A 17,426-nucleotide genomic window follows, 5' to 3' on the forward strand; every position below is an offset into this window, starting at 1 on the left:
CCGCCCCCGACGGCAAAACCGTTGTCACTCCCCGCCCGGAGGCGGACAGCCGGGAGCTGCGGCCGCCGCTGCGGTTCCGCTTCCGTCCGGAACAGTCGGGCACGGCCACTCCGTCGATCGCTCGTCCGCGTTCCCGTCCACGTCGCCGACGCCGGACGGTCCGGCCGGGACGACGACCACGACCACCGTCCAAGTCCGAAACGCGACGCGGTCGCTCCGGCCGAGCCGTTCTGCCGTCCCGTCGCCGTCCACGTCGACCGTCACGTTCCGGCCGTCGCGCACGTACCGAACCCGACCGACGCCACCATCGGGTGCGCTGCCGAGGGCAGTGACCTCGAACCGGGGATACGCGCCGGCGACTTCCACGTCCCAGACGTTCACCGTCGCGTACCAGTAGCCGGGGACGGGCGCGACCGGGAGCCCGGCAAGGACCGGTCCGAGCTTCCCCTTGCCGTACCGCTTGTGGAGTCGCTCGGTGGCGTCGTCACCCGCTCGCTTCGCCGCGGTGCGCAGCTCCGCGCGCCGCGCCGCCCGCGTCTCGTCCACGGTGCCGGCGTTGATCGACGCGGGGACCGCGACGCTGGCGTTGGTCGCCGCGTCAGCGGTCTCGACGCGCAGCCGGAGCGTTAGTCGGTCCCTGTCGGTCTCCGCCCAGTTGTCGGCGCGGACGTTCGCGGCTCGCGCGACGGCGGCGGCGTACGAGCCGTCAACGACCGCCGCCGTCCGCGCTCCCGGCGCCGGCCACCGACGGTTCGCGGCGCGGACGGCGGCGGCCCGCTCGCGACGGGAGAGGTCCGTCCGGCGGTCGAGCACCGAGAGCGCGCGCGAGTCGACAACTCGAAGCTCGTCGGCGACCCGCCGGCGCAGCGTCGCCCGCGCGCTCTTCTCGTCCGACCCCGGAGTCGGACTCGCGTTCGTGCCCGGAATCGTGTTCGTCGCCGCCGCCGTCCGGTTCGCTGCGACGAGTACCCGCCCCGCTTCCGAGAGGGACGCGGTGCGCTGCGCGGGGAGTGCGGCATCAGTGACTGTGTCCGCGGCGTCACCGGTGGGGACGGCGAACAGGTTCGTGTTACGCGCGACGAGCGGGTGAACAGGCTCTTTGGGCGTCACCGAGGCGACGTGGTCGGCGCCGACGGCCGTGACCGGGAGATACCCCGGCGTTCCCCGCGGGGTGAACACCACGTCACCGGCGCGCCACCGCCCTGCGGACGCCGGTTCCGGCTCGGTCGCGTCAGCCGCGATCCGTGCGAGTTCGTCGATCCGTCCGTCAGCGCTCCCCCGAACCTGTCGGATCTGCTTCAGGTAGGCGTGGTTGCGCGCAACCGAGCCGGCGGCCCGAGCATCGAGTTCTGCGAGCACGGCATCGAGGTACGCCGCCCTGGCGGCCACCCGGGCTCGGTCGGCGGCGCCGTCGTACGTCCCGGGTGCGTCGACGAGTGTGTCCCGCCGCTGTCTGATCGACGCGGCCAGCCGTCGAGCGGCGTTCGCCTCTCCGGCGGCGACCTCGGAGCGCGGAACGCGAACCGAGACGGCCCGGATGCGCTCGCGGAGGGCCGCCACGTCGCGGTACACCCAGTCGTCGAGACGGTCCGGTCTGTCGCCGTGGAGCACCGCCCGGTCGGTCGTCTCGCCTGGCCGGGTATCGCCGTCCGCGATCGACCGGACCGCGACCCGCGCCTGCCGATCGGCGGCGCCGGCGGGAAGCAGTTCAGCTCGCGCGGCCGCCGGCGTGTCCGCGAGGTTCGGCCCGCCGACGGCGCCGCCGCGGACGAACACCGGCTCGGTCGGTCGTGCGGGGCCGGCCGACGGGGCATGCTCGACTGACACCGCGATCCGCACCTCGTACCGGTCGGTCCACGTCACCGTCGTCGTCCGCACGGAGCCGTTCGCGACCCACCGGCGCGTCACCTGATGTCTGACGGCGACCGTCCGTCGCTCGTCGGCGATCGAACTGGGCGCCGACGCGGAGCCCGATTCTCGGTCGACGACGACGATCCGCTCGTCGGTCCGCGTCGAGAGGAGCGTCCAGCCGGGAGCCGGCGGGGACGCCCGCGGTCGCCGTGACCGGGCGACTGGCTCCACGGTCACGCTCCGGACGGCCTCGACGCGATAGGCGTCGCGGATCACGGCGTCGAATCCTCGGGGCGAGTCGTCGTCGATGAACTCGAGGAAGGCCCGATCCGCGGTGACGTTCACGCTAACGCGGAGGTCGTCGTCGCCGGCGGCCCCGGCAGCACCCCCGTTCGGGTCCCACCGACGGTCGTCCGCGGACGCGGTCGAAGACGCTCCAGCCGCGTCCGCTCCGGCAGCCGACGTGCTCGCGTCGAGGACACGACCGGTCCACGCCGGTCCCCTCTCCATCGCCGGCGTGAGCAGGTCCCGTGCGCCGACGCGACCGGTCGCCCTGATCAACGCGGCGCGGCCGGACGGGTCGCTGTGACCGTACGTCGCACCCTGCGCGCGCAACGCCGCGGCGTTCGTCGACAGTTCCACGTGGCGGGCGGCGAGCACGTTCGAGATCGGTGCGCCGAGGTACTGTCCGGTGCCGCGAGCCTGCGCGACCGACCACAGGCGCCACGTGAGCGCTCGGCCGAGTCCCGGCCCTTCGAAGGGAGAGCGGTTCAGCCGCGTCTCGTATGCCGCGGTGCGATCGTGCATCGCGAGGACGGGGACCGCAACCGCGACGGTGTAGTTCACCCGTCGCGTCGCGACAGCGTCGCCCCCGCGGGTCGCGGTGAGCGTCACGTTCCGGACGGTGACGCGCATCGCGGTTCCGTTCGCGAGCGACGCGACCGAGACACGCTCGATGGCGGCCCGCGTGTCGTTCGAGGACTCGATCGCCGGGAGCGACGCGGTCGCGGTCACCCCGCCGGCGTCGGTTCGCGCGTCAGCCAGCGCCTCGGCGGCCGCCAGCGAGATCCGCAGCCGAAGCGCGTCTCGGAACGACCGATCGGGATCGAGCGCGCGCCCCGCCGTTGTGTTCGCCGGCGTCGTCACGGGACGAAGAGCCGCCTCGCGTGCGGCGGCCGTCGCCGCGGCTCGGACCGCGGGCCTGCCGACCGATTCGGCGCGGTCGAGCGCGTCGTCCGCGGCGGTGTCGACGACGACCGGGCCGCGGAGCGCGAGCGTGTTCGCGTAGACGACGCTCCCGAGCAGGAGTACGACCCCGATCAACGCGAAGGGGACCAATGCCCTGTCACCGTCGTCCCCGCCGTCGGAGCCGCCGGACCCGCTGAATCCGCGGAGTCCGCCGCATCCGGAGACCCCGGCGAGCGCGGAGCTCTGACCGCTCCGTGCGCTCATACTGACCACGTCCTGACGACGACGGTCACGCGGTCCGGATCGCCCGTCCGGCATGCGTCGGCTACCTCAGCGGACGCCGAGGAACCGCCCTCCACATGTCGGTCCTCGAGCGCTGCCGCGAGCGCTCGGTTCGCCTCATGCGGTCCGCCACGGTCCAACGCGCCGACCGCGTCGACGCCGAGCGCCTCGCCGGCCCGACGGTACCGGTCCGTCACGGCCGTCGCCGCCGCGGGGTCGCCGCGTGCCGCTGCGGCGGTTCTGTCCGGCGGAAACAGCACAGCGATCGTCCGTGCGGCGACGCTTTCGGGGCCGTCGGTGCCCGCACGCTCGTGCTGGGTCGACTCCGACGACGGACCGACCGGAACGGTGAATCGGGCTGCGTGGACGGTCGCCGACGGCGGCGGCCGCGGTCCGATCCTGATCGCACCGCCGACTCGGAGTGCCCCGTCGGAGTCGTCGCATCCGAGCGGACGCCAGACAGCACGTACCCTCGTGTTCGAATCGATCGCGTCGGCGACCGTTCTGCGGACCGCCCGTCGGTAGTTCACGGCCGTCGGTGACGGCGTCGCGTCGGCGACCGTCGCCGACCGGACCGCGGCGCGCGCGAGGTGCTCGGCGAGCGTCGCGTGTGCGACCCGCCGTGCCTCCGGGGATGCGGACGCGGTCGTGCCGCCGGCCCCCGTCTTCGTCTCTGCGGGGACGAGCGTGTACTCGATCGCCGCCGTCGACGCGGCGAGCGTCTCCGCCGTCTCGCTGGCTCGCGACGACGACGCTCCGATGTCGCCGGCGGTGGTCGCCTCCGCGTCGGCGCCGACGAGTGTTCCGGCGGCGGCGCCGATCAGGAGGAGCGCGAGGCACACGTCGAGCAACGACCCGGTCATTCCCACACCGTGACGCGGAGTCGACCCGGCCGGACGCGGCCGGGAGCGAGTGCGACGCCGACGCGTCTGGTTGCGGTCGCCCGGTTCGAGACAGTTTCAGGCGGCTCCGGAGGGGCGGGTCCGACACGCCAGTGTCGACCCGCGACCCGCAGGGTGACGTTCGCGTGGCCGTCCGTCCGGACGGTCACGGAGCGGACCCGATCGAGGCGGCCGGGATCCGCGACCCCGCCGACCGTGATCGCGTCGTGGACGCGTTCCAGCGTCGGCTCGGCGGTCGGCTGTCGCTCGCCGACGCCGCCCAGTACGACCGTGTAGGCGGCGACACCGAGCGACAGCGCGAGCACCGCCGCCAGCGCGACGGTCGGCTCGGCGAACCCGCGCTCACGCGACGAGGACGAGCGTGACATCCGTCTCCCCCCACGAGACGTGTCGGGCGTGTAGCGTCCGGCCCGCGGTCCATTCGGCAGCCGACTCCGTTCGCGTCGGAGTTCCTTCTGCGCGTGCGGTCGCGACCGCGGCGCCGAACCCTCCGGGTGCTTCGAACGCTCTGTTCGGGTGATCGCCGAGCGCGATACCCGCGAGCGGGCCGTCGAGGTCCACGGGAACGACCGACTCCGTCCCGAAGGCGGCGAACGCGCTGCCGCCGCCTGAACGCAGCGAGACGCCGCGGGTCGTCACTCTGACCCGATCTGCTGTGATCCGATAGCGGGCGGTCGCCGGCGGGTCCGCGGCAGCGACCGTGTCGACGGTCGCGGCGGCGGAGACGGCGTCGGGCGGCGGTGCGGTCGGGAGTCCAGACACGACCCCCAGCGTGACCGCGCCGGCGACGGCGAGCCCGAGCCAGGCGTACCAGACGTCGAGAGGTGCGTCGATCATGTGCCGGGGTGGTCCCGTTCTCGTATTTGAACGCTCGGGGCGGAGTCAGCCGACGAGTATCGCGACGGCGGCGTGTCCGGCGACGAACGCACCGCTCGCGGTGACGAGCGCGAGGCCGACGCGGTAGCCGACGACCGTGCGGTCGAATCCGTGCTCCAGTCCCGTCGCGAGCACGGTCAGCGTCGCCGCCAGCGACAACACGTACACGCCGACGACCGGTCCGACGAGCGACGCCGAGAGCGCGGCGGCCTCCGCGGCGACCGCGTCGCCGGCGGTGTGTCCGACGGCGCCCGCGGTCGAGCCGATGTCACCGGCGGTCGAACCGATGCCGCCGCCGGGTCCGGAACCGCCGAACCCGCCGAGGTCGTCGAGACGCCCCGCCAGCGCGACCGTCGCGCCGCCGACGAGCGGGCCGAACAGCGCCGCCGTGTCGCGGAGCGTCCCCGTCACGGTCGCCAATTCTCGGCGCGCGGCGCGCTCGGCGGCCGCCAGCGCGTCCAGCCGGTCGCCGTGCGTCACCAGCGCGTCGCCGGCGGGCCGCCCCTCCGTCGCAGCCGCGGCGATCGCGGTCACCGCTCCGGCCGCTCGGCCGCCGGAACCGCGTGCGGGACCGAAGGGCGCACCGTCGCCGGCGAGCGCGCGCCCGACCGGGATGCCGAGGGCCGACCGCCGCCGGCTCGCCTCCGCGAGCGCGTCGGCTGTCGGCCCGGACAGCGAGGCCGCGACGACTGGGAGCGCCCGTTCGACGGCCTCGCCGTCGGCTACGCGGCGGCCCAGCAGCGCGAGGGCGTCGCTCAGCCCGCGGTCCCGCTCGTCGACCGTCCGCCGGACCTCCCGGCGCGGATGGAGGTGAACGCAGAGCCCGACCCCGCCGCCGCCGACGGCGAGCACCGGACTCGCCCACTCGCCGGCGACGATCGGGGCGGCAAACCAGCCCGCGGTAGCCGTCGCCGCGGCTGCAAGCAGTGCCGGTCCCCGCCGGTCGGGAACGTCCGGATGTGTCGCGTCGATCTGCGGGGCGGGTATCGCGACCGGGCGACGGAGCAGCAGCCGACCGGCGGCGACCGCGACCGCTACGGGCAACACCAGGTCGTACGTCACGACGAACGCCCGCGGCGGAACCGGTACACCCGCGGCGACCGCCGCCGGAAGCGTGCCGACGAGCGCGAGCGGGAGCAGCACCCCGAACGCGTACAGTCCGGTGACCGGCGCGCGGAGGTCGCCGGCGAACGACGCCGTCCGATCGCGCAGGTCGTCCTCGACGGCCGCGACCGCACGATCAAGCAGCCGAGTCCGATCGTTTCCCACGTCGGCGTCGACGGCCGCGAGCAGGAGCGCGACCGAGCGGTCGAGCGCCGGGAACCACTCCCGCCACTCCGCGGCGAACGCCGAGAGTCCGCCGTCGGCGGCGCCCGTGACGGCGGCGTGATCGGCGTGGTCGGCCAGGCTTCGGTGAAGTGGACCCGTCCCGGCGTTCGCGGCGAACCGTGCCGCCCGCTCCGGCACCGGCGCGAGCCGAAGCGACAGCGCCAGCGCGCTCGCGACGGTCGCCGCGTCCCCGACCGCGCGGGTTCTGGCGACCGCCGCCGCGAGCACCGGCGCGCGGCAGATCCCCGAGAACGCGACCCAGCCGACCGTCACCGCGGTCACGGACGCGAACGGAGCCGCAAGCGACGGGGCTACCGCTCCGCCGAGAAGGGCCCATCCGAGCACGACGACGAACGCACACGTCCCGACGAGCGCGCTCACGGTCGCGGCTGCGGCCGTGACCTGTTCGGCGTCGACGGACAGGTCGAGGAACGCACACGCCCGGAGGAGTTCCTCGTCCGGGGCGACCCAGTCGGCGTACCGCTCCGGCCACGCGCGGGCGGCCGTCGCGAGCGCGCGCTGAACGATCCTCCATCCAACGGTCGTCAATTCGTCGCGATCCCCGGGGCGGCTCCGTCCGGGCATCCACTCCCACCCTGTTGGCCACCTCCAGCCCGCCAGCCACTCTCGTCCGATCATCGATCCGAGGTCGCGTCGACCCCGCTCACGCCAGTCCTGTCGACGTCCGCGAGGGAACCGATCGCCCGTTCGCGGCGACCGAGCGCGTCACGAACGTCGGCGTACGACTCGCCGGGGCCGGCGAGGCCGGCCACGACAGTGCTCTCGCCGCGGTCGATCACACCTGTCGAGATACCGTCGCCGCCGCGCTCGACGACCCTCACGAGGTCGTCGGGCGAGGAGCCGCGGACCTCCTCGACCGACGCCAGCGCTCGGTCCGGCCCGAGCGTCACGACGAGATCCGTCGCGGCGAACGACGACGCCGGCACGTCGAGGTCGGAGACGACCCGCTCGCGAACCGCCTCGCCGCCGGTCCCATGGATCGTCCCGAGGACGGCGTCGCTGGCGGCGCCGACGCGCATCGCCTCGTACAGCGCCCGCGCCTCCCGACCGCGGACCTCGCCGACGACCAGCGCGCCCTCTCCGAGTCGGAGGGCGGTCCGAACCGCGTCTGTCGGCGTGAGCGCGTCGTCTCGGTCGGTCCCGGCGTGCAACGGCTGCACGTCACGACCGGCCTCGCGGATCGCCCCGACCGGGAGCTCGGGCGTGTCCTCGATCAGGACTGTCCGGGCATCGACCGGGACCTCCATGCACAACGCGCCGAGCAGCGAGGTCTTGCCCGCTCCGCGGGGGCCGGCGACGAGGATCGCGGCGCCGCGCTCGACCGCGACCGACAGGAGTCCGGCGGTTCGTGGCGAGAGCGACCCGACCGAGACGAGCCGGGGGAGCGTCCACGGGTCGTCGCCGCGCCGTCGGAAGGCGAACCCGCGGCCGTCGCTCGCGGGATCGGTGACCGCCGCGACGCGAACGTCGCCGAGGGCGGCGTCGGTCGTCGGCGACGCCCGCGAGAACGCCCGCCCGCTGGCCGCGCGGACTCTGGACGCCAACGCGTCGAGGTCGTCGTGCGAGAGCCGGACGTTGGTCGTCATCGTCTCGTCGTCGACGACCGCTCGGACCGTCCCGTCGGCCGCGGGCGCCGACAGGAACGCGTCGGTCACACGGTCGTCGGCGAACAGCTCGTCCAGCACGCCGAGCCCGCAGGTGTGACGACGCAGCGCCGCGGCCAGGGAGTCTATCGGAAGCGGCACCGGAGGGTCTCCGACTTCACCCGCGTCAGACGCTCGATCGGAGACGGCGTGACGGACGGCACGGCGATGAGAGCGCGGCCCGTGTGCCACAGACCCGTCGGCGAGTACGTTGGCGGCCGCCGCCAGCACGTCCAGCGCGTCCGCCGAGAACGTTCGCTCCACGGGCGTGAGGTGATAGTTCGGAACGTCGTCGGACCGGTCGTACACGGTCGCGCTTGCGCCCGTCGGGAGGTCCCGAGTCTCGCGCAGCACGGCGTCGGACGGAGGCGCGGGGCGGGTCCGTCCAAGCGCCGCCGTCGAGGCGACACTCGGGGAAAGCGAGATCTCGGCTCTCTCGCGGTCGCCACACGCGTCGGCCCACGCCGTGAACCCCGTCTCGGCGGCGAGTCGAGCGATCGGTCCGGCTCGCCCGACCGCCTCGCGGGCGACCGCGACGGGATCCGCGGCGACGCGTTCGGCCAGGGCCGGCTCGCGTCCCTCGACCGCGTCCGCGAACCGGCCGGCCGAAAGCAGAAGCGCGGCCGCCTCGTCCTCGTAGAACCGATCGAGTCCGCCGGATCGAACGCGAACGAGGCCGGCGTCCCGGTCGGCGAGCGCGTCGATCACCGTTGCTCTGCACGCCGGATCCGTCGACAGATCGCCTCCCGAACACGCCGATGCGTCGACGCGAAGCACCGTCGAGTCGCTCAGTGAGCCGGGATCGGGACTCGACTCGTGCCCGTGATCCGAGCTGTGACCGTGCTCCGACCCGTGACCGAGACCCGACCGGGTGTCGGATTCGGCGGTACAGCGGCAGCCACCCCCGTCCCGTTCCCGGCCGTCAGCGCCTCGCCGGTCGCCGACGCGGTCGCGGAGGTCGTCGATGAGTCGCATGGCCGGGCTGGTTCCGTTCCGGTACTTGAACCTGCGCTCGGGTTGGGCGGGGAAAGCAGTCGGAGCCGAACGCGACGCGTTGGTCCTCGGGCCCCCGAACCAACCGGGACCAGCGCGAGGGACACGCGCCGGCGCCCGTCGAGCGCGATCCCTCCGTTCGGGAGGTCGTACGGCGCTGAGAGTACTGCCCGTGACGGGGCGGCGTCGCCGACGGCGTAGACAAGGACCGCCATTCCCCGCTCGTCACCCGGACACAGCGACAGCGATCGAACCGGCGCGGTCGCGACCGACCCGCCGGGAACCGAGATCGACACGACGCGGCGTGCGGTCGGCGCCGATCCGAGGGACGGTCGACGTTCCGGCTCGCCGGCGAGCGTCGACAGCGCCGCGCGGTCGATCCGGTCGGGGACACGCTCGACCGCGGCCGTCGTGTGCTCGACCCGAGCGGTCTCGACCGCCGGGAGTGCAGCCGAAAGGAGTGCCGACGCCACCGCGACCGCGACGACCACGCGGATCACAGCGCGTCGCGCAGCCGCTCGACGAGCGGCCCGTCGTCGTCGGGCTCGCCCGCTCCGTCTGTGGAATCGCTCGTCACATCTCCGACCACGTCGGCCGGATTCGCCGTCCCGTCGATCGCCGGTCGGCCCGCAGCCGGTCGTGTCTGCTCCGAACAGGTTTGATCCGGCCGCTCTTCTGCCGGTTCCTCCCGTGTCGCAGCGAGCGCCCGGTCGGCGCGTCGCTCGACGCGCTCGTTGACCGCGCGTATCGACCCGACGTAGCCGCGCAGCGCCTGTGTGGCCGATTCGAGTTCGGCGACGCGGGCCTCGAGATCGTCGAGCCGTGTGGACGCGCGTTGCAGCTCCGCTGTGGCTTCGGCGGCGTCGGCGAGGTCGGTCAGGTCGGCATCAGTGCCGTCCGTACACGCCCGTTCGACGGCGGCGATCCTGGATCGGAGGTCTTCGACCGTGGCCGTCGTGCCGGCGGAATCGGTGTCTGTGTCCGTCTGCCGTCCGTCTTCGGGGGAGAGTCGGTCCGAGGTATCGCGGGACATGCGGGAGCTAGCCGCGCGTTCGTATTTGAAGTTCGAGGCCGGCAGGATCCGTACGGGTGGAGAGCGAAATTCGGGGGCAGCGCCCGCAACGATGGGGGAGCTCGCGATGCCGCGGCCGCGTCACTCCGGCCGTGGGAAGATTCAAGCGCCGGGCTGAACGAACTGCGTGCGTATGAAGACGGTCCTCATCGGCGTCGGCCAGGCCGGCGGCAAGGTCACCTCCTCGTTGGTCGAGTTCGACCACGACATGGGATTCGACTCGGTTCGGGGGGCGCTCGCGGTCAACAGCGCCACGGCGGACCTCCAGTCGCTCCCGATCGACACGGTCCTCGTGGGACAGGACCGCGTGAAGGGACACGGGGTGGGCGGCGACAACGAGCTCGGTGCCGAGGTGATGCAGGCGGACGCGGGCGAGGTCATGTCCGCGCTCGACGGCCGTATCACCGCCGAGGCGGAGGCGATCGTCGTGGTCGCCGGGCTCGGCGGCGGGACGGGATCCGGCGGCGCGCCGGTGCTCGCGAAGGAGCTCAAGCGAGTATACGACGTGCCCGTCTACGCCATCGGCATCCTCCCCGGGCGCGGCGAGGGCGCGATGTACCAAGTGAACGCCGGGCGCTCGCTGAAGACGCTCGCCCGCGAGGCCGACTCGACGATCCTCATCGACAACGACGCGTGGCACTCCTCGGGCGAGAGCCTGGAGGAGGGGTTCGACAGCATCAACCGGTCCATCGCTCGCCGGGTCGGTCTGCTGTTCGCCTCCGGCGAGAACGTCGAGGGTGTCGGCGAGTCGGTCGTCGATACCTCGGAGGTGATCAACACGCTCCGCTCGGGCGGGATCGCCGCGCTCGGCTACGCCAGCGCCGAGGCGGACGACGACCCGGACACGAACATCAACGTCGTCACGAGCGTCACCCGGAACGCGCTGCTCACGGGGACCAGCCTCCCGAACGCGACGGAGGCGGACGCCGCGCTGCTCGTCGTCGCCGGCAAGCCCGAGCGCATCTCCCGCAAGGGCGTCGAGCGCGCCCGCAAGTGGCTCGAGGAGGAGACCGGCTCGATGCAGGTGCGCGGCGGCGATTTCCCGCTCGACTCCGACCGCCTCGCCGCGCTGATCGTGCTCGGCGGCGTCGAACGGTCCCCCCGGCTGGAGGAGTTCATGCAGCGGGCGAAAGCGGCCCGTGAGGAGGCGCAACGGCAGAGTGAGGAGACCGACGAGGCCGATAAGCTGTTCCAGAACGACGACCTCGACGGGTTGATGTGAGACGATCCGGTCAGCGACGGGAGCGTTCCGGGGCGCGGTCCGGCGAGGCCTCGGCCGATCGCCCGGCGTCCGCACGGGGTCGGTCCGCATCGAGGACGGTCTCCATCCGCTCCTCGAACTCGCCGCGGTCGATCTCGCCGGTCGCGTACTGTCGTTGTAGCGCCGTCACCGGGTCCATCTCGGTTCCATCGGCGGCGTCTGCGGGGCGCTCGCCGGGGCGTCCCGCGTCCGGGGCCAGCAACGCTGCCGCCGCGAACGCCGGCGCGAGGAGCGTTACCGCGGCGAACACCACGACGAACAGGTCGTAGACCGGTCCGCTCTTGACGCCGGAGACCACGGCGACGGTCGCATACAGCGCCAGCACTGCCGCGAGCGACGCCGTCGCGGCGACCAGTCGTCGCCGCCGGCGGTCGTCCGGAGTGACTCGTACGAGGAGGGTCGATCCGATCGCGTTCGGTGGAGGGCTCACGACTCTTGGCGCGTCGCATCGGAACTTAATGCTAGTCCCATCGAGTCGGACTCGACCGCGCGTTCTAAGTGCGATCGCTACCCAGATCCGTCGATGACACGCGGACCCGACTGGCTCACATTCCGTCGGTACGCAGCGTTCACGACCGGGATGGCGCTCACGCTCATCTCGCTCGGGATCTATACCGCCGCGACCGGCGCCGGATTGGCGTGTGCCCAACAGTGGCCGTTGTGTGACGGAGGCGTGCTCCCGCAGTCGATCCCCTCGTTCATCGAGTGGTTCCACCGGCTGTGGGCGATGATAACCGGGATCTTCATCCTCGGCGCGGCCGTGTGGACGTGGCTCGAACGAGGTACGGTGTCGACCCGTGGCCGATACGCCGTGACCCTCGCGACGGTGCTCACGCCGATGCAGGCGATCTTCGGCGCGATCACCGTGACGCTCAACGGCGCGCTGCCGGGCGGCTACTCCGCGCCGGTACACGCGGCACACTTCCTCACCGGCTTCTCGATCTTCGCGCTGCTGTCATACGCGACGCTGCTCGCGTACGACGGGCGCTTCTCGCGCGACGCCCTCTCCCGGAGCCGCCTCGCCGTCGGCGTCGGGCTGGTCGGGCTGCTCCTCGCGTGGGTGTTCGCACGGATCGATCCGGTGTCGTCGTACAGTCCCCCCGAGCAGGCAGTCTTCTTCGCCGTGTCGCTGTCGGCGTTCGCGGGACTGCTGGCGGCGACGCGCTGGCTCGGCGAGCTGGACGAACTGATCCCGCGTGCCGCGACCGGCACCGCGGGCGCGCTGCTGTTCGTCGGAATGGTGCTGGGTCGCGACCTCGTCGTGTATTCGGCGGGCGTGCGGTTCGTGAACTGGCTCGTGATCGCGGCCGCGGTAGCACTGACTGCGGGCGCGGCGTGGGTGCTGCGCGGCGTCGAACCGGACGTTTCCGAACCCGTCTACGGGTCGACGGACGACTGATCGGACGCTCGGCACCGCCACACGGTCGGACGCTTGGCAATTCTTACCTGGTCGGAATCCACCGAAGGGGACTAATATACAGCGGGAGGAATCACATCTTGATATGGACAGACGAACCTACCTCAAGTCCGCGGGCGCGACCGGCGCGGCGCTCACGGCCGCCGGCTGTCTCGGCGGCGGCGGCGACGGCCAGGAGACCATCCAGATCGGTTCGGACATCCCGTACCGTCCCTTCGAGTACGAGACGACGGAGGGCGAACTGGTCGGCTTCGACGTCGACATCGCGGAGGCGGTGTTCGCCGAGGAGCTCGGCTACGACTACGAGTTCGTGAACAACTCCTTCGACACGATCATTCCGTCGCTGAACAACGAGAACTTCCGGGTGATCATGTCCGCGATGACGATCAACGACGAGCGCGCCGAGCAGGTCGACTTCTCGGACCCGTACTTCACGGCGTATCAGACGATCGTCGTCCGGGAGGACTCCGACATCACCTCGACGGAGGACATGCGCGGCGTCCGCGTCGGCGTTCAGAAGGGGACGACCGGCGCCGCCGCCGCCCAGACCCTCAAGGAGGATCTGGACGGCGAGTTGACTATCAACGAGTACGACCAGATCCCCGACGCGTTCAGTGCCCTGCTCAACAACCAGGTCGGGGCGGTCATCAACGATAACACCGTCAGCGCCGAGTTCGTCAACGGCGAGGGCGAGGGCCAGGTCCGGTTCGTCGAGGGCGAGGGCGTCGCCGCCGAGGAGGGAGAGAACGCGCCGCCGTACCTCACGCTCACCGTCGAGAACTACGGGATCGCCTTCCGCCAGGACGACGACGAGTTCCGCGAGGAGGTCAACGGCGCGCTCGCGACGATCCGAGAGGACGGCACCTACGACGAGATCTACAGCGAGTACTTCGCCGGGTAATCGATGGCGACCGACACCGGGCGCACGGCCGATCGCGATCAAGGCTTCCTCGAACAGCTGAACGACCAAGCGTTCCGTCGTCTGGGTGTCGCCGGCACCTCGCTGTTCGCGCTCGGGGTCGCGCTGTTCATCGGCTACATCCTGTTGGTTCGCGTCGACTACGCGCTGCTCGTCGAGATCATCTACCCGCAGTTCACGTTCGCGTTCCTGCGGGTGATCGGGATCGTCGTAATCAGCAGCGTGCTCTCGGTGATCGCGGGCGTCATTGTCGGACTCGCGCGCGTGTCCCGAACGCGGGTGACCAGTTCGATCGCGAAGAGCTACATCGAGTTCTTCCGCGGGACGCCCCTGTTGTTCCAGCTGTTCGTCATCTACATCGGCGTCCCGCAGCTGTGGAGCGGAAGCTTCCCGCTCCAGCAGTTCAACTACTACGCCGCGGTCATCGGGCTGACGCTCAATCACGCCGCGTACGTCGGCGAGGCGCTCCGCGGCGGCATCGAGTCGATCCCGGACGGCCAGATGGAGGCCTCGCGCTCGCTGGGCCTGTCGTACATCCAGTCGATGCGCGAGGTCATCCTCCCGCAGGCGTGGCGCAACTCGCTGGCGGCGATCGGCAACGACCAGGTGATCCTCGTGAAGGACACCTCGCTGCTGACGGTGCTGGCGATCCCGGAACTCCTCTCGGCGTTCCGCCAGATCAACTCGGCGACGTTCGACGCGTGGACGCCGATCGTCCTCGTCGCGATCGCGTACCTCATGATCACCATCCCGCTCGGAAAGGTGATCCGGACGCTGGAGGACCGTGCCGACCCCGCGACGCACGGGGGTGACGACTGATGGCACTCCTCGAGTTCGAGGGGGTGAACAAGTACTTCGGCGAGACGCACGTCCTGAAGGACATTGATCTCGAAGTCGAAGAGCAGGAGGTGGCCGTCGTCATCGGCCCCTCCGGATCCGGGAAGTCGACGCTCCTGCGGTGTACGAACCGTCTGGAGGAGATCCAGTCGGGGGAGATCCGCCTCGGCGGCGTGCCGCTCACCGACCCGGACGCCGACATCAACGAACTCCGCCAGCGCATCGGGATGGTGTTCCAGTCGTTCAACCTCTTCCCGCACAAGACGGCGCTGGAGAACGTCGCGCTCGCGCCCAAGCGGGTGAAGCGTGTACCGGAGGAGAAGGCCAACCAAAACGCGCGCGACCTGCTGGAACGGGTGGGTCTCGGCGCCCAGACCGACTCGTACCCGAACGAGCTCTCCGGCGGCCAGCAACAGCGGGTCGCCATCGCCCGCGCGCTCGCGATGGATCCCGACGTGATGCTGTTCGACGAGGTGACGAGCGCGCTCGACCCCGAGCTGGTCGGGGAGGTGCTGGAGGTCATGCGCGATCTGGCCGAGGAGGGGATGACGATGATGGTCGTCACCCACGAGATGGGCTTCGCCCGCGAGGTCGCCGACACGATCACGCTCATGTCGGAGGGGCGGGTGGTCGAGCGGACACCGCCCGAGCAGTTCTTCGACCAGCCGACGACCGAGCGCGGTCAGCAGTTCCTCTCGAAGCTGCTCTAACGGCGGCGCCCGCGCTCCGTTCACCTCTCCCGCCTCAGAACGTCAACACTTCGACTCCTTCCGTCTCGTAGTCGGTCATCGCCGCCAGTCGCTCCGGCACCTCGTCCAACCCGACCTCGCGCCCGACGAGCACGCTCGGGTCGAGATCGCCGGCCTCCAACAGCCCGAGCAGCTCGTCGTAGCGCGTCGGCGGCATCCCGCGCGAGCCGAGGAAATCGACCTCCCAGCGGCTCATCGCGTCCGTCGGCAGCGACACCTCTCCCTTCTCGGCGTCGGTGGTCAGTCCGACCTGGACGTGGGTGCCACGCTCGCGGAGGCAGGCGACGGAGTTGCGACACGTCTCCGCCCGGCCGAGCGCGTCGAGCGAGACGTGCGCGCCCCGTCCCATGATCGATTCGATCGCGTCCGGTACGTCCACCTCGTCGCCGCGAACGGTCTCGTCGGCGCCCGCCGCCGTCGCCCGCGAGAGCGCGTCGTCGTCCACGTCGACGGCGATCACACGGGCGCCGAGCGCGTCGGCGACCTGCACCGCGGAGAGCCCGACGCCGCCGCAGCCGTGGACGGCGACCCACTCGCCGGCGCCGACGACCGCACGGTGTTCAAGCGCGTGGTACGCCGTCATGAACCGACAGCCGAGCGCGGCCACGTCGCGGGGCGCGATGCCATCGGGCAGGCGCATGGCGTTGTAGTCGGCGTGCGGGAGGTGGACCCGCTCGGCGAACGCGCCCGGCGCCGCGCGCTCGAAGCCGAGCGCGCGACCGTCGAGACAGGTGTTCCCGTGGCCGTTCACACACTCGGGACAGGCGCCGCAGCCGAGGTTGAACGGGACGGCGACGCGGTCGCCCTCCTCGACGGAGGAGACGCGCTCCCCGACCGCGACGACGGTGCCCGCGGGCTCGTGACCGAGCACGTAATCGAGGGGAACCTGGTCGTCGGCCCACTCGCCGTGGCCCATCCAGGCGTGCCAGTCGGAGCGGCAGATGCCGCACGCCTCGACGTCGACGACGACGCCGTGGGGTTCCAGCTCCGGTTCGGGTACGTCGGTCACGTCGAGCGGTTCGCCGTACTCGCGCAACACTGCTGCGTCCATACGACGACCACCGGGGCGGGCGGCTAAAACCCGACGCCCGCTCAGAACGACGGGAGCACGGCCGACTCGTAGAAGTCGAGGCACTCCTCCTGTTCGTCGCCGATCTGGTGGACGTACACGCGGTCGAACCCCTCGTCGAGACAGGACTGGATGCTCTCGATGTGGTCGTCCGCGTCGGGCGAGGTGACGATGCTCCCCTCGCGGATGTCGTCCTCGTCGACCAATCGGCTGGCCTGCTCGAAGTGGACCGGAGTCGGGAGCAACTGGTTCAACTCGCCGGGGAGCGCCGACTGCCGCCAGTTCTCGTGGGCGGTCGACACCGCCTCGTCCTCGGAGTCGGCGTAGCAGACGGAGACCTGCGTGAGCGCGGGCCCGTCGGGACCCCCGGCCTCGCGGTACGCGTCGAGGAGGTCCCCCTGCGGTCCGACGGTCCAGAAGCCGTCGGCGTGGTCCGCGCCGCGCTTCGCCGCCCTCTCACCGAACGCGGAGACGCAGATGTCGGGCGGGGTGTCGGGAACCGTGTACAGTTTGGCGTTCTCGACGGTGAAGTGCTCGCCGTGGTGGCTGACGGGCTCGCCCGTCAGGAGCCGCCTGATAACCTCGATCGACTCGACGAGCATCTCCATGCGCACCTCGTGTTCGGGCCAGCCGCGACCGGTGACGTGTTCGTTGAGGTTCTCGCCCGTTCCGACGCCGAAGTAGAGATCGCGGTCGGGCGCCAGTTCGGCGGCTGTCGCGACTGCCTGCGCCGTGATCACCGGGTGCATCCGGAAGGCGGGCGCGGAGACGCCGACGCCGAGGTCGACGTCCTCGGTGGCCTCCGCGACCGCGCCGAGCGTCCCCCAGACGAACGGCGACTCCCCCTGCTCGGGGAGCCACGGGTGGACGTGGTCGGACGCGGAGACGAACTCGAAGCCCGTGTCCTCGGCGCCGCGGGCGATGTCGACCAGTTCGGTCGGGCCGAACTCCTCGCTCGAGAGCGTGTACCCGATGGCTGAGTGGGACATGGTGAACGGGATGGGCGCGACGACGCCC

The 17,426-nt window shown here is 71.8% G+C and carries 15 protein-coding genes and 1 pseudogene; 5 read left to right on the forward strand and 11 right to left on the reverse strand.

Annotated features, from left to right (window positions below):
- Positions 1-24 precede the first annotated feature (24 nt).
- The 8 genes and pseudogenes from ABJD39_RS01195 to ABJD39_RS01225 form a co-directional block, all read right to left on the reverse strand.
- Positions 25-3,303: a DUF7286 family protein gene (locus tag ABJD39_RS01195; RefSeq protein ID WP_348611050.1), complete on the reverse strand. Its 3,279-nt coding sequence runs from the start codon at positions 3,301-3,303 to the stop codon at positions 25-27.
- Positions 3,300-4,184, reverse strand: coding sequence for a DUF7284 family protein (locus ABJD39_RS01200; RefSeq protein WP_348611053.1), 885 nt, complete (start codon positions 4,182-4,184; stop codon positions 3,300-3,302). Before ABJD39_RS01200 ends, ABJD39_RS01195 begins: the two co-directional genes overlap by 4 nt.
- Entirely contained in the window at positions 4,181-4,591 is a 411-nt protein-coding gene (locus ABJD39_RS01205; RefSeq protein WP_348611056.1) for a DUF7285 family protein, read from the reverse strand. The genes ABJD39_RS01200 and ABJD39_RS01205 overlap by 4 nt, the downstream gene beginning before the upstream one ends.
- Positions 4,566-5,060: a DUF7283 family protein gene (locus tag ABJD39_RS01210; RefSeq protein ID WP_348611059.1), complete on the reverse strand. Its 495-nt coding sequence runs from the start codon at positions 5,058-5,060 to the stop codon at positions 4,566-4,568. The genes ABJD39_RS01205 and ABJD39_RS01210 overlap by 26 nt, the downstream gene beginning before the upstream one ends.
- A gap of 45 nt (positions 5,061-5,105) precedes the next feature.
- Positions 5,106-7,067: a type II secretion system protein gene (locus tag ABJD39_RS01215; protein ID WP_348611062.1), complete on the reverse strand. Its 1,962-nt coding sequence runs from the start codon at positions 7,065-7,067 to the stop codon at positions 5,106-5,108.
- Positions 7,064-9,067, reverse strand: a complete 2,004-nt coding sequence (locus ABJD39_RS01220) for an ATPase, T2SS/T4P/T4SS family (RefSeq protein WP_348611065.1) — start codon at positions 9,065-9,067, stop codon at positions 7,064-7,066. The genes ABJD39_RS01215 and ABJD39_RS01220 overlap by 4 nt, the downstream gene beginning before the upstream one ends.
- A 155-nt stretch (positions 9,068-9,222) precedes the next feature.
- Positions 9,223-9,585, reverse strand: a pseudogene (locus ABJD39_RS14980) (DUF7311 family protein); the annotation flags it as partial.
- A complete protein-coding gene (locus tag ABJD39_RS01225) occupies positions 9,582-10,118 on the reverse strand; it encodes a DUF7310 family coiled-coil domain-containing protein (protein WP_348611068.1) in 537 nt (178 codons plus the stop codon). The gene ABJD39_RS01225 and the pseudogene ABJD39_RS14980, both read right to left, overlap by 4 nt.
- A 172-nt stretch (positions 10,119-10,290) precedes the next feature.
- Between ABJD39_RS01225 and ABJD39_RS01230 the strand changes: the two genes are divergently transcribed.
- Positions 10,291-11,379, forward strand: a complete 1,089-nt coding sequence (locus ABJD39_RS01230; RefSeq protein WP_348611071.1) for a tubulin/FtsZ family protein — start codon at positions 10,291-10,293, stop codon at positions 11,377-11,379.
- A gap of 10 nt (positions 11,380-11,389) precedes the next feature.
- Here the strand turns inward: ABJD39_RS01230 and ABJD39_RS01235 are convergent, their stop codons facing one another.
- Complete coding sequence (locus ABJD39_RS01235; RefSeq protein ID WP_348611074.1) at positions 11,390-11,848, reverse strand: hypothetical protein; 459 nt, start codon at positions 11,846-11,848, stop codon at positions 11,390-11,392.
- A gap of 93 nt (positions 11,849-11,941) precedes the next feature.
- Here ABJD39_RS01235 and ABJD39_RS01240 point away from each other — a divergent pair, with 93 nt between their 5' ends.
- The 4 genes from ABJD39_RS01240 to ABJD39_RS01255 all read left to right on the forward strand — a co-directional run bounded on the left by ABJD39_RS01240 (position 11,942) and on the right by ABJD39_RS01255 (position 15,301).
- Positions 11,942-12,817, forward strand: coding sequence for a COX15/CtaA family protein (locus ABJD39_RS01240; RefSeq protein ID WP_348611077.1), 876 nt, complete (start codon positions 11,942-11,944; stop codon positions 12,815-12,817).
- Positions 12,818-12,920: 103 nt separating this feature from the next.
- A complete protein-coding gene (locus tag ABJD39_RS01245) occupies positions 12,921-13,736 on the forward strand; it encodes a basic amino acid ABC transporter substrate-binding protein (RefSeq protein ID WP_348611080.1) in 816 nt (271 codons plus the stop codon).
- Between the two features lie 3 nt (positions 13,737-13,739).
- On the forward strand, positions 13,740-14,573 hold the full coding sequence (locus tag ABJD39_RS01250; protein ID WP_348611083.1) for an amino acid ABC transporter permease: 834 nt from the start codon (positions 13,740-13,742) through the stop codon (positions 14,571-14,573).
- On the forward strand, positions 14,573-15,301 hold the full coding sequence (locus ABJD39_RS01255; RefSeq protein WP_348611086.1) for an amino acid ABC transporter ATP-binding protein: 729 nt from the start codon (positions 14,573-14,575) through the stop codon (positions 15,299-15,301). Before ABJD39_RS01250 ends, ABJD39_RS01255 begins: the two co-directional genes overlap by 1 nt.
- Before the next feature lie 34 nt (positions 15,302-15,335).
- Here the strand turns inward: ABJD39_RS01255 and ABJD39_RS01260 are convergent, their stop codons facing one another.
- Together ABJD39_RS01260 and ABJD39_RS01265 are read right to left on the reverse strand one after the other, a co-directional pair.
- Positions 15,336-16,391, reverse strand: a complete 1,056-nt coding sequence (locus tag ABJD39_RS01260) for a zinc-dependent alcohol dehydrogenase family protein (RefSeq protein WP_348611089.1) — start codon at positions 16,389-16,391, stop codon at positions 15,336-15,338.
- A gap of 41 nt (positions 16,392-16,432) precedes the next feature.
- Entirely contained in the window at positions 16,433-17,398 is a 966-nt protein-coding gene (locus tag ABJD39_RS01265; protein ID WP_348611091.1) for a TIGR03557 family F420-dependent LLM class oxidoreductase, read from the reverse strand.
- Positions 17,399-17,426: the final 28 nt, after the last annotated feature.

The organism is Halobaculum rarum (assembly GCF_040025155.1).
Lineage (GTDB): Archaea > Halobacteriota > Halobacteria > Halobacteriales > Haloferacaceae > Halobaculum > Halobaculum rarum.

Bases quoted from the DNA above. Each gene is read 5' to 3' on its own strand.
- ABJD39_RS01195 (WP_348611050.1), bottom strand. From the start codon at position 3,303: ATGAGCGCACGGAGCGGTCAGAGCTCCGCGCTCGCCGGGGTCTCCGGA.
- ABJD39_RS01200 (WP_348611053.1), bottom strand. From the start codon at position 4,184: ATGACCGGGTCGTTGCTCGACGTGTGCCTCGCGCTCCTCCTGATCGGC.
- ABJD39_RS01205 (WP_348611056.1), bottom strand. From the start codon at position 4,591: ATGTCACGCTCGTCCTCGTCGCGTGAGCGCGGGTTCGCCGAGCCGACC.
- ABJD39_RS01210 (WP_348611059.1), bottom strand. From the start codon at position 5,060: ATGATCGACGCACCTCTCGACGTCTGGTACGCCTGGCTCGGGCTCGCC.
- ABJD39_RS01215 (WP_348611062.1), bottom strand. From the start codon at position 7,067: ATGATCGGACGAGAGTGGCTGGCGGGCTGGAGGTGGCCAACAGGGTGG.
- ABJD39_RS01220 (WP_348611065.1), bottom strand. From the start codon at position 9,067: ATGCGACTCATCGACGACCTCCGCGACCGCGTCGGCGACCGGCGAGGC.
- ABJD39_RS01225 (WP_348611068.1), bottom strand. From the start codon at position 10,118: ATGTCCCGCGATACCTCGGACCGACTCTCCCCCGAAGACGGACGGCAG.
- ABJD39_RS01230 (WP_348611071.1), top strand. From the start codon at position 10,291: ATGAAGACGGTCCTCATCGGCGTCGGCCAGGCCGGCGGCAAGGTCACC.
- ABJD39_RS01240 (WP_348611077.1), top strand. From the start codon at position 11,942: ATGACACGCGGACCCGACTGGCTCACATTCCGTCGGTACGCAGCGTTC.
- ABJD39_RS01245 (WP_348611080.1), top strand. From the start codon at position 12,921: ATGGACAGACGAACCTACCTCAAGTCCGCGGGCGCGACCGGCGCGGCG.
- ABJD39_RS01250 (WP_348611083.1), top strand. From the start codon at position 13,740: ATGGCGACCGACACCGGGCGCACGGCCGATCGCGATCAAGGCTTCCTC.
- ABJD39_RS01255 (WP_348611086.1), top strand. From the start codon at position 14,573: ATGGCACTCCTCGAGTTCGAGGGGGTGAACAAGTACTTCGGCGAGACG.
- ABJD39_RS01260 (WP_348611089.1), bottom strand. From the start codon at position 16,391: ATGGACGCAGCAGTGTTGCGCGAGTACGGCGAACCGCTCGACGTGACC.
- ABJD39_RS01265 (WP_348611091.1), bottom strand. From the start codon at position 17,398: ATGTCCCACTCAGCCATCGGGTACACGCTCTCGAGCGAGGAGTTCGGC.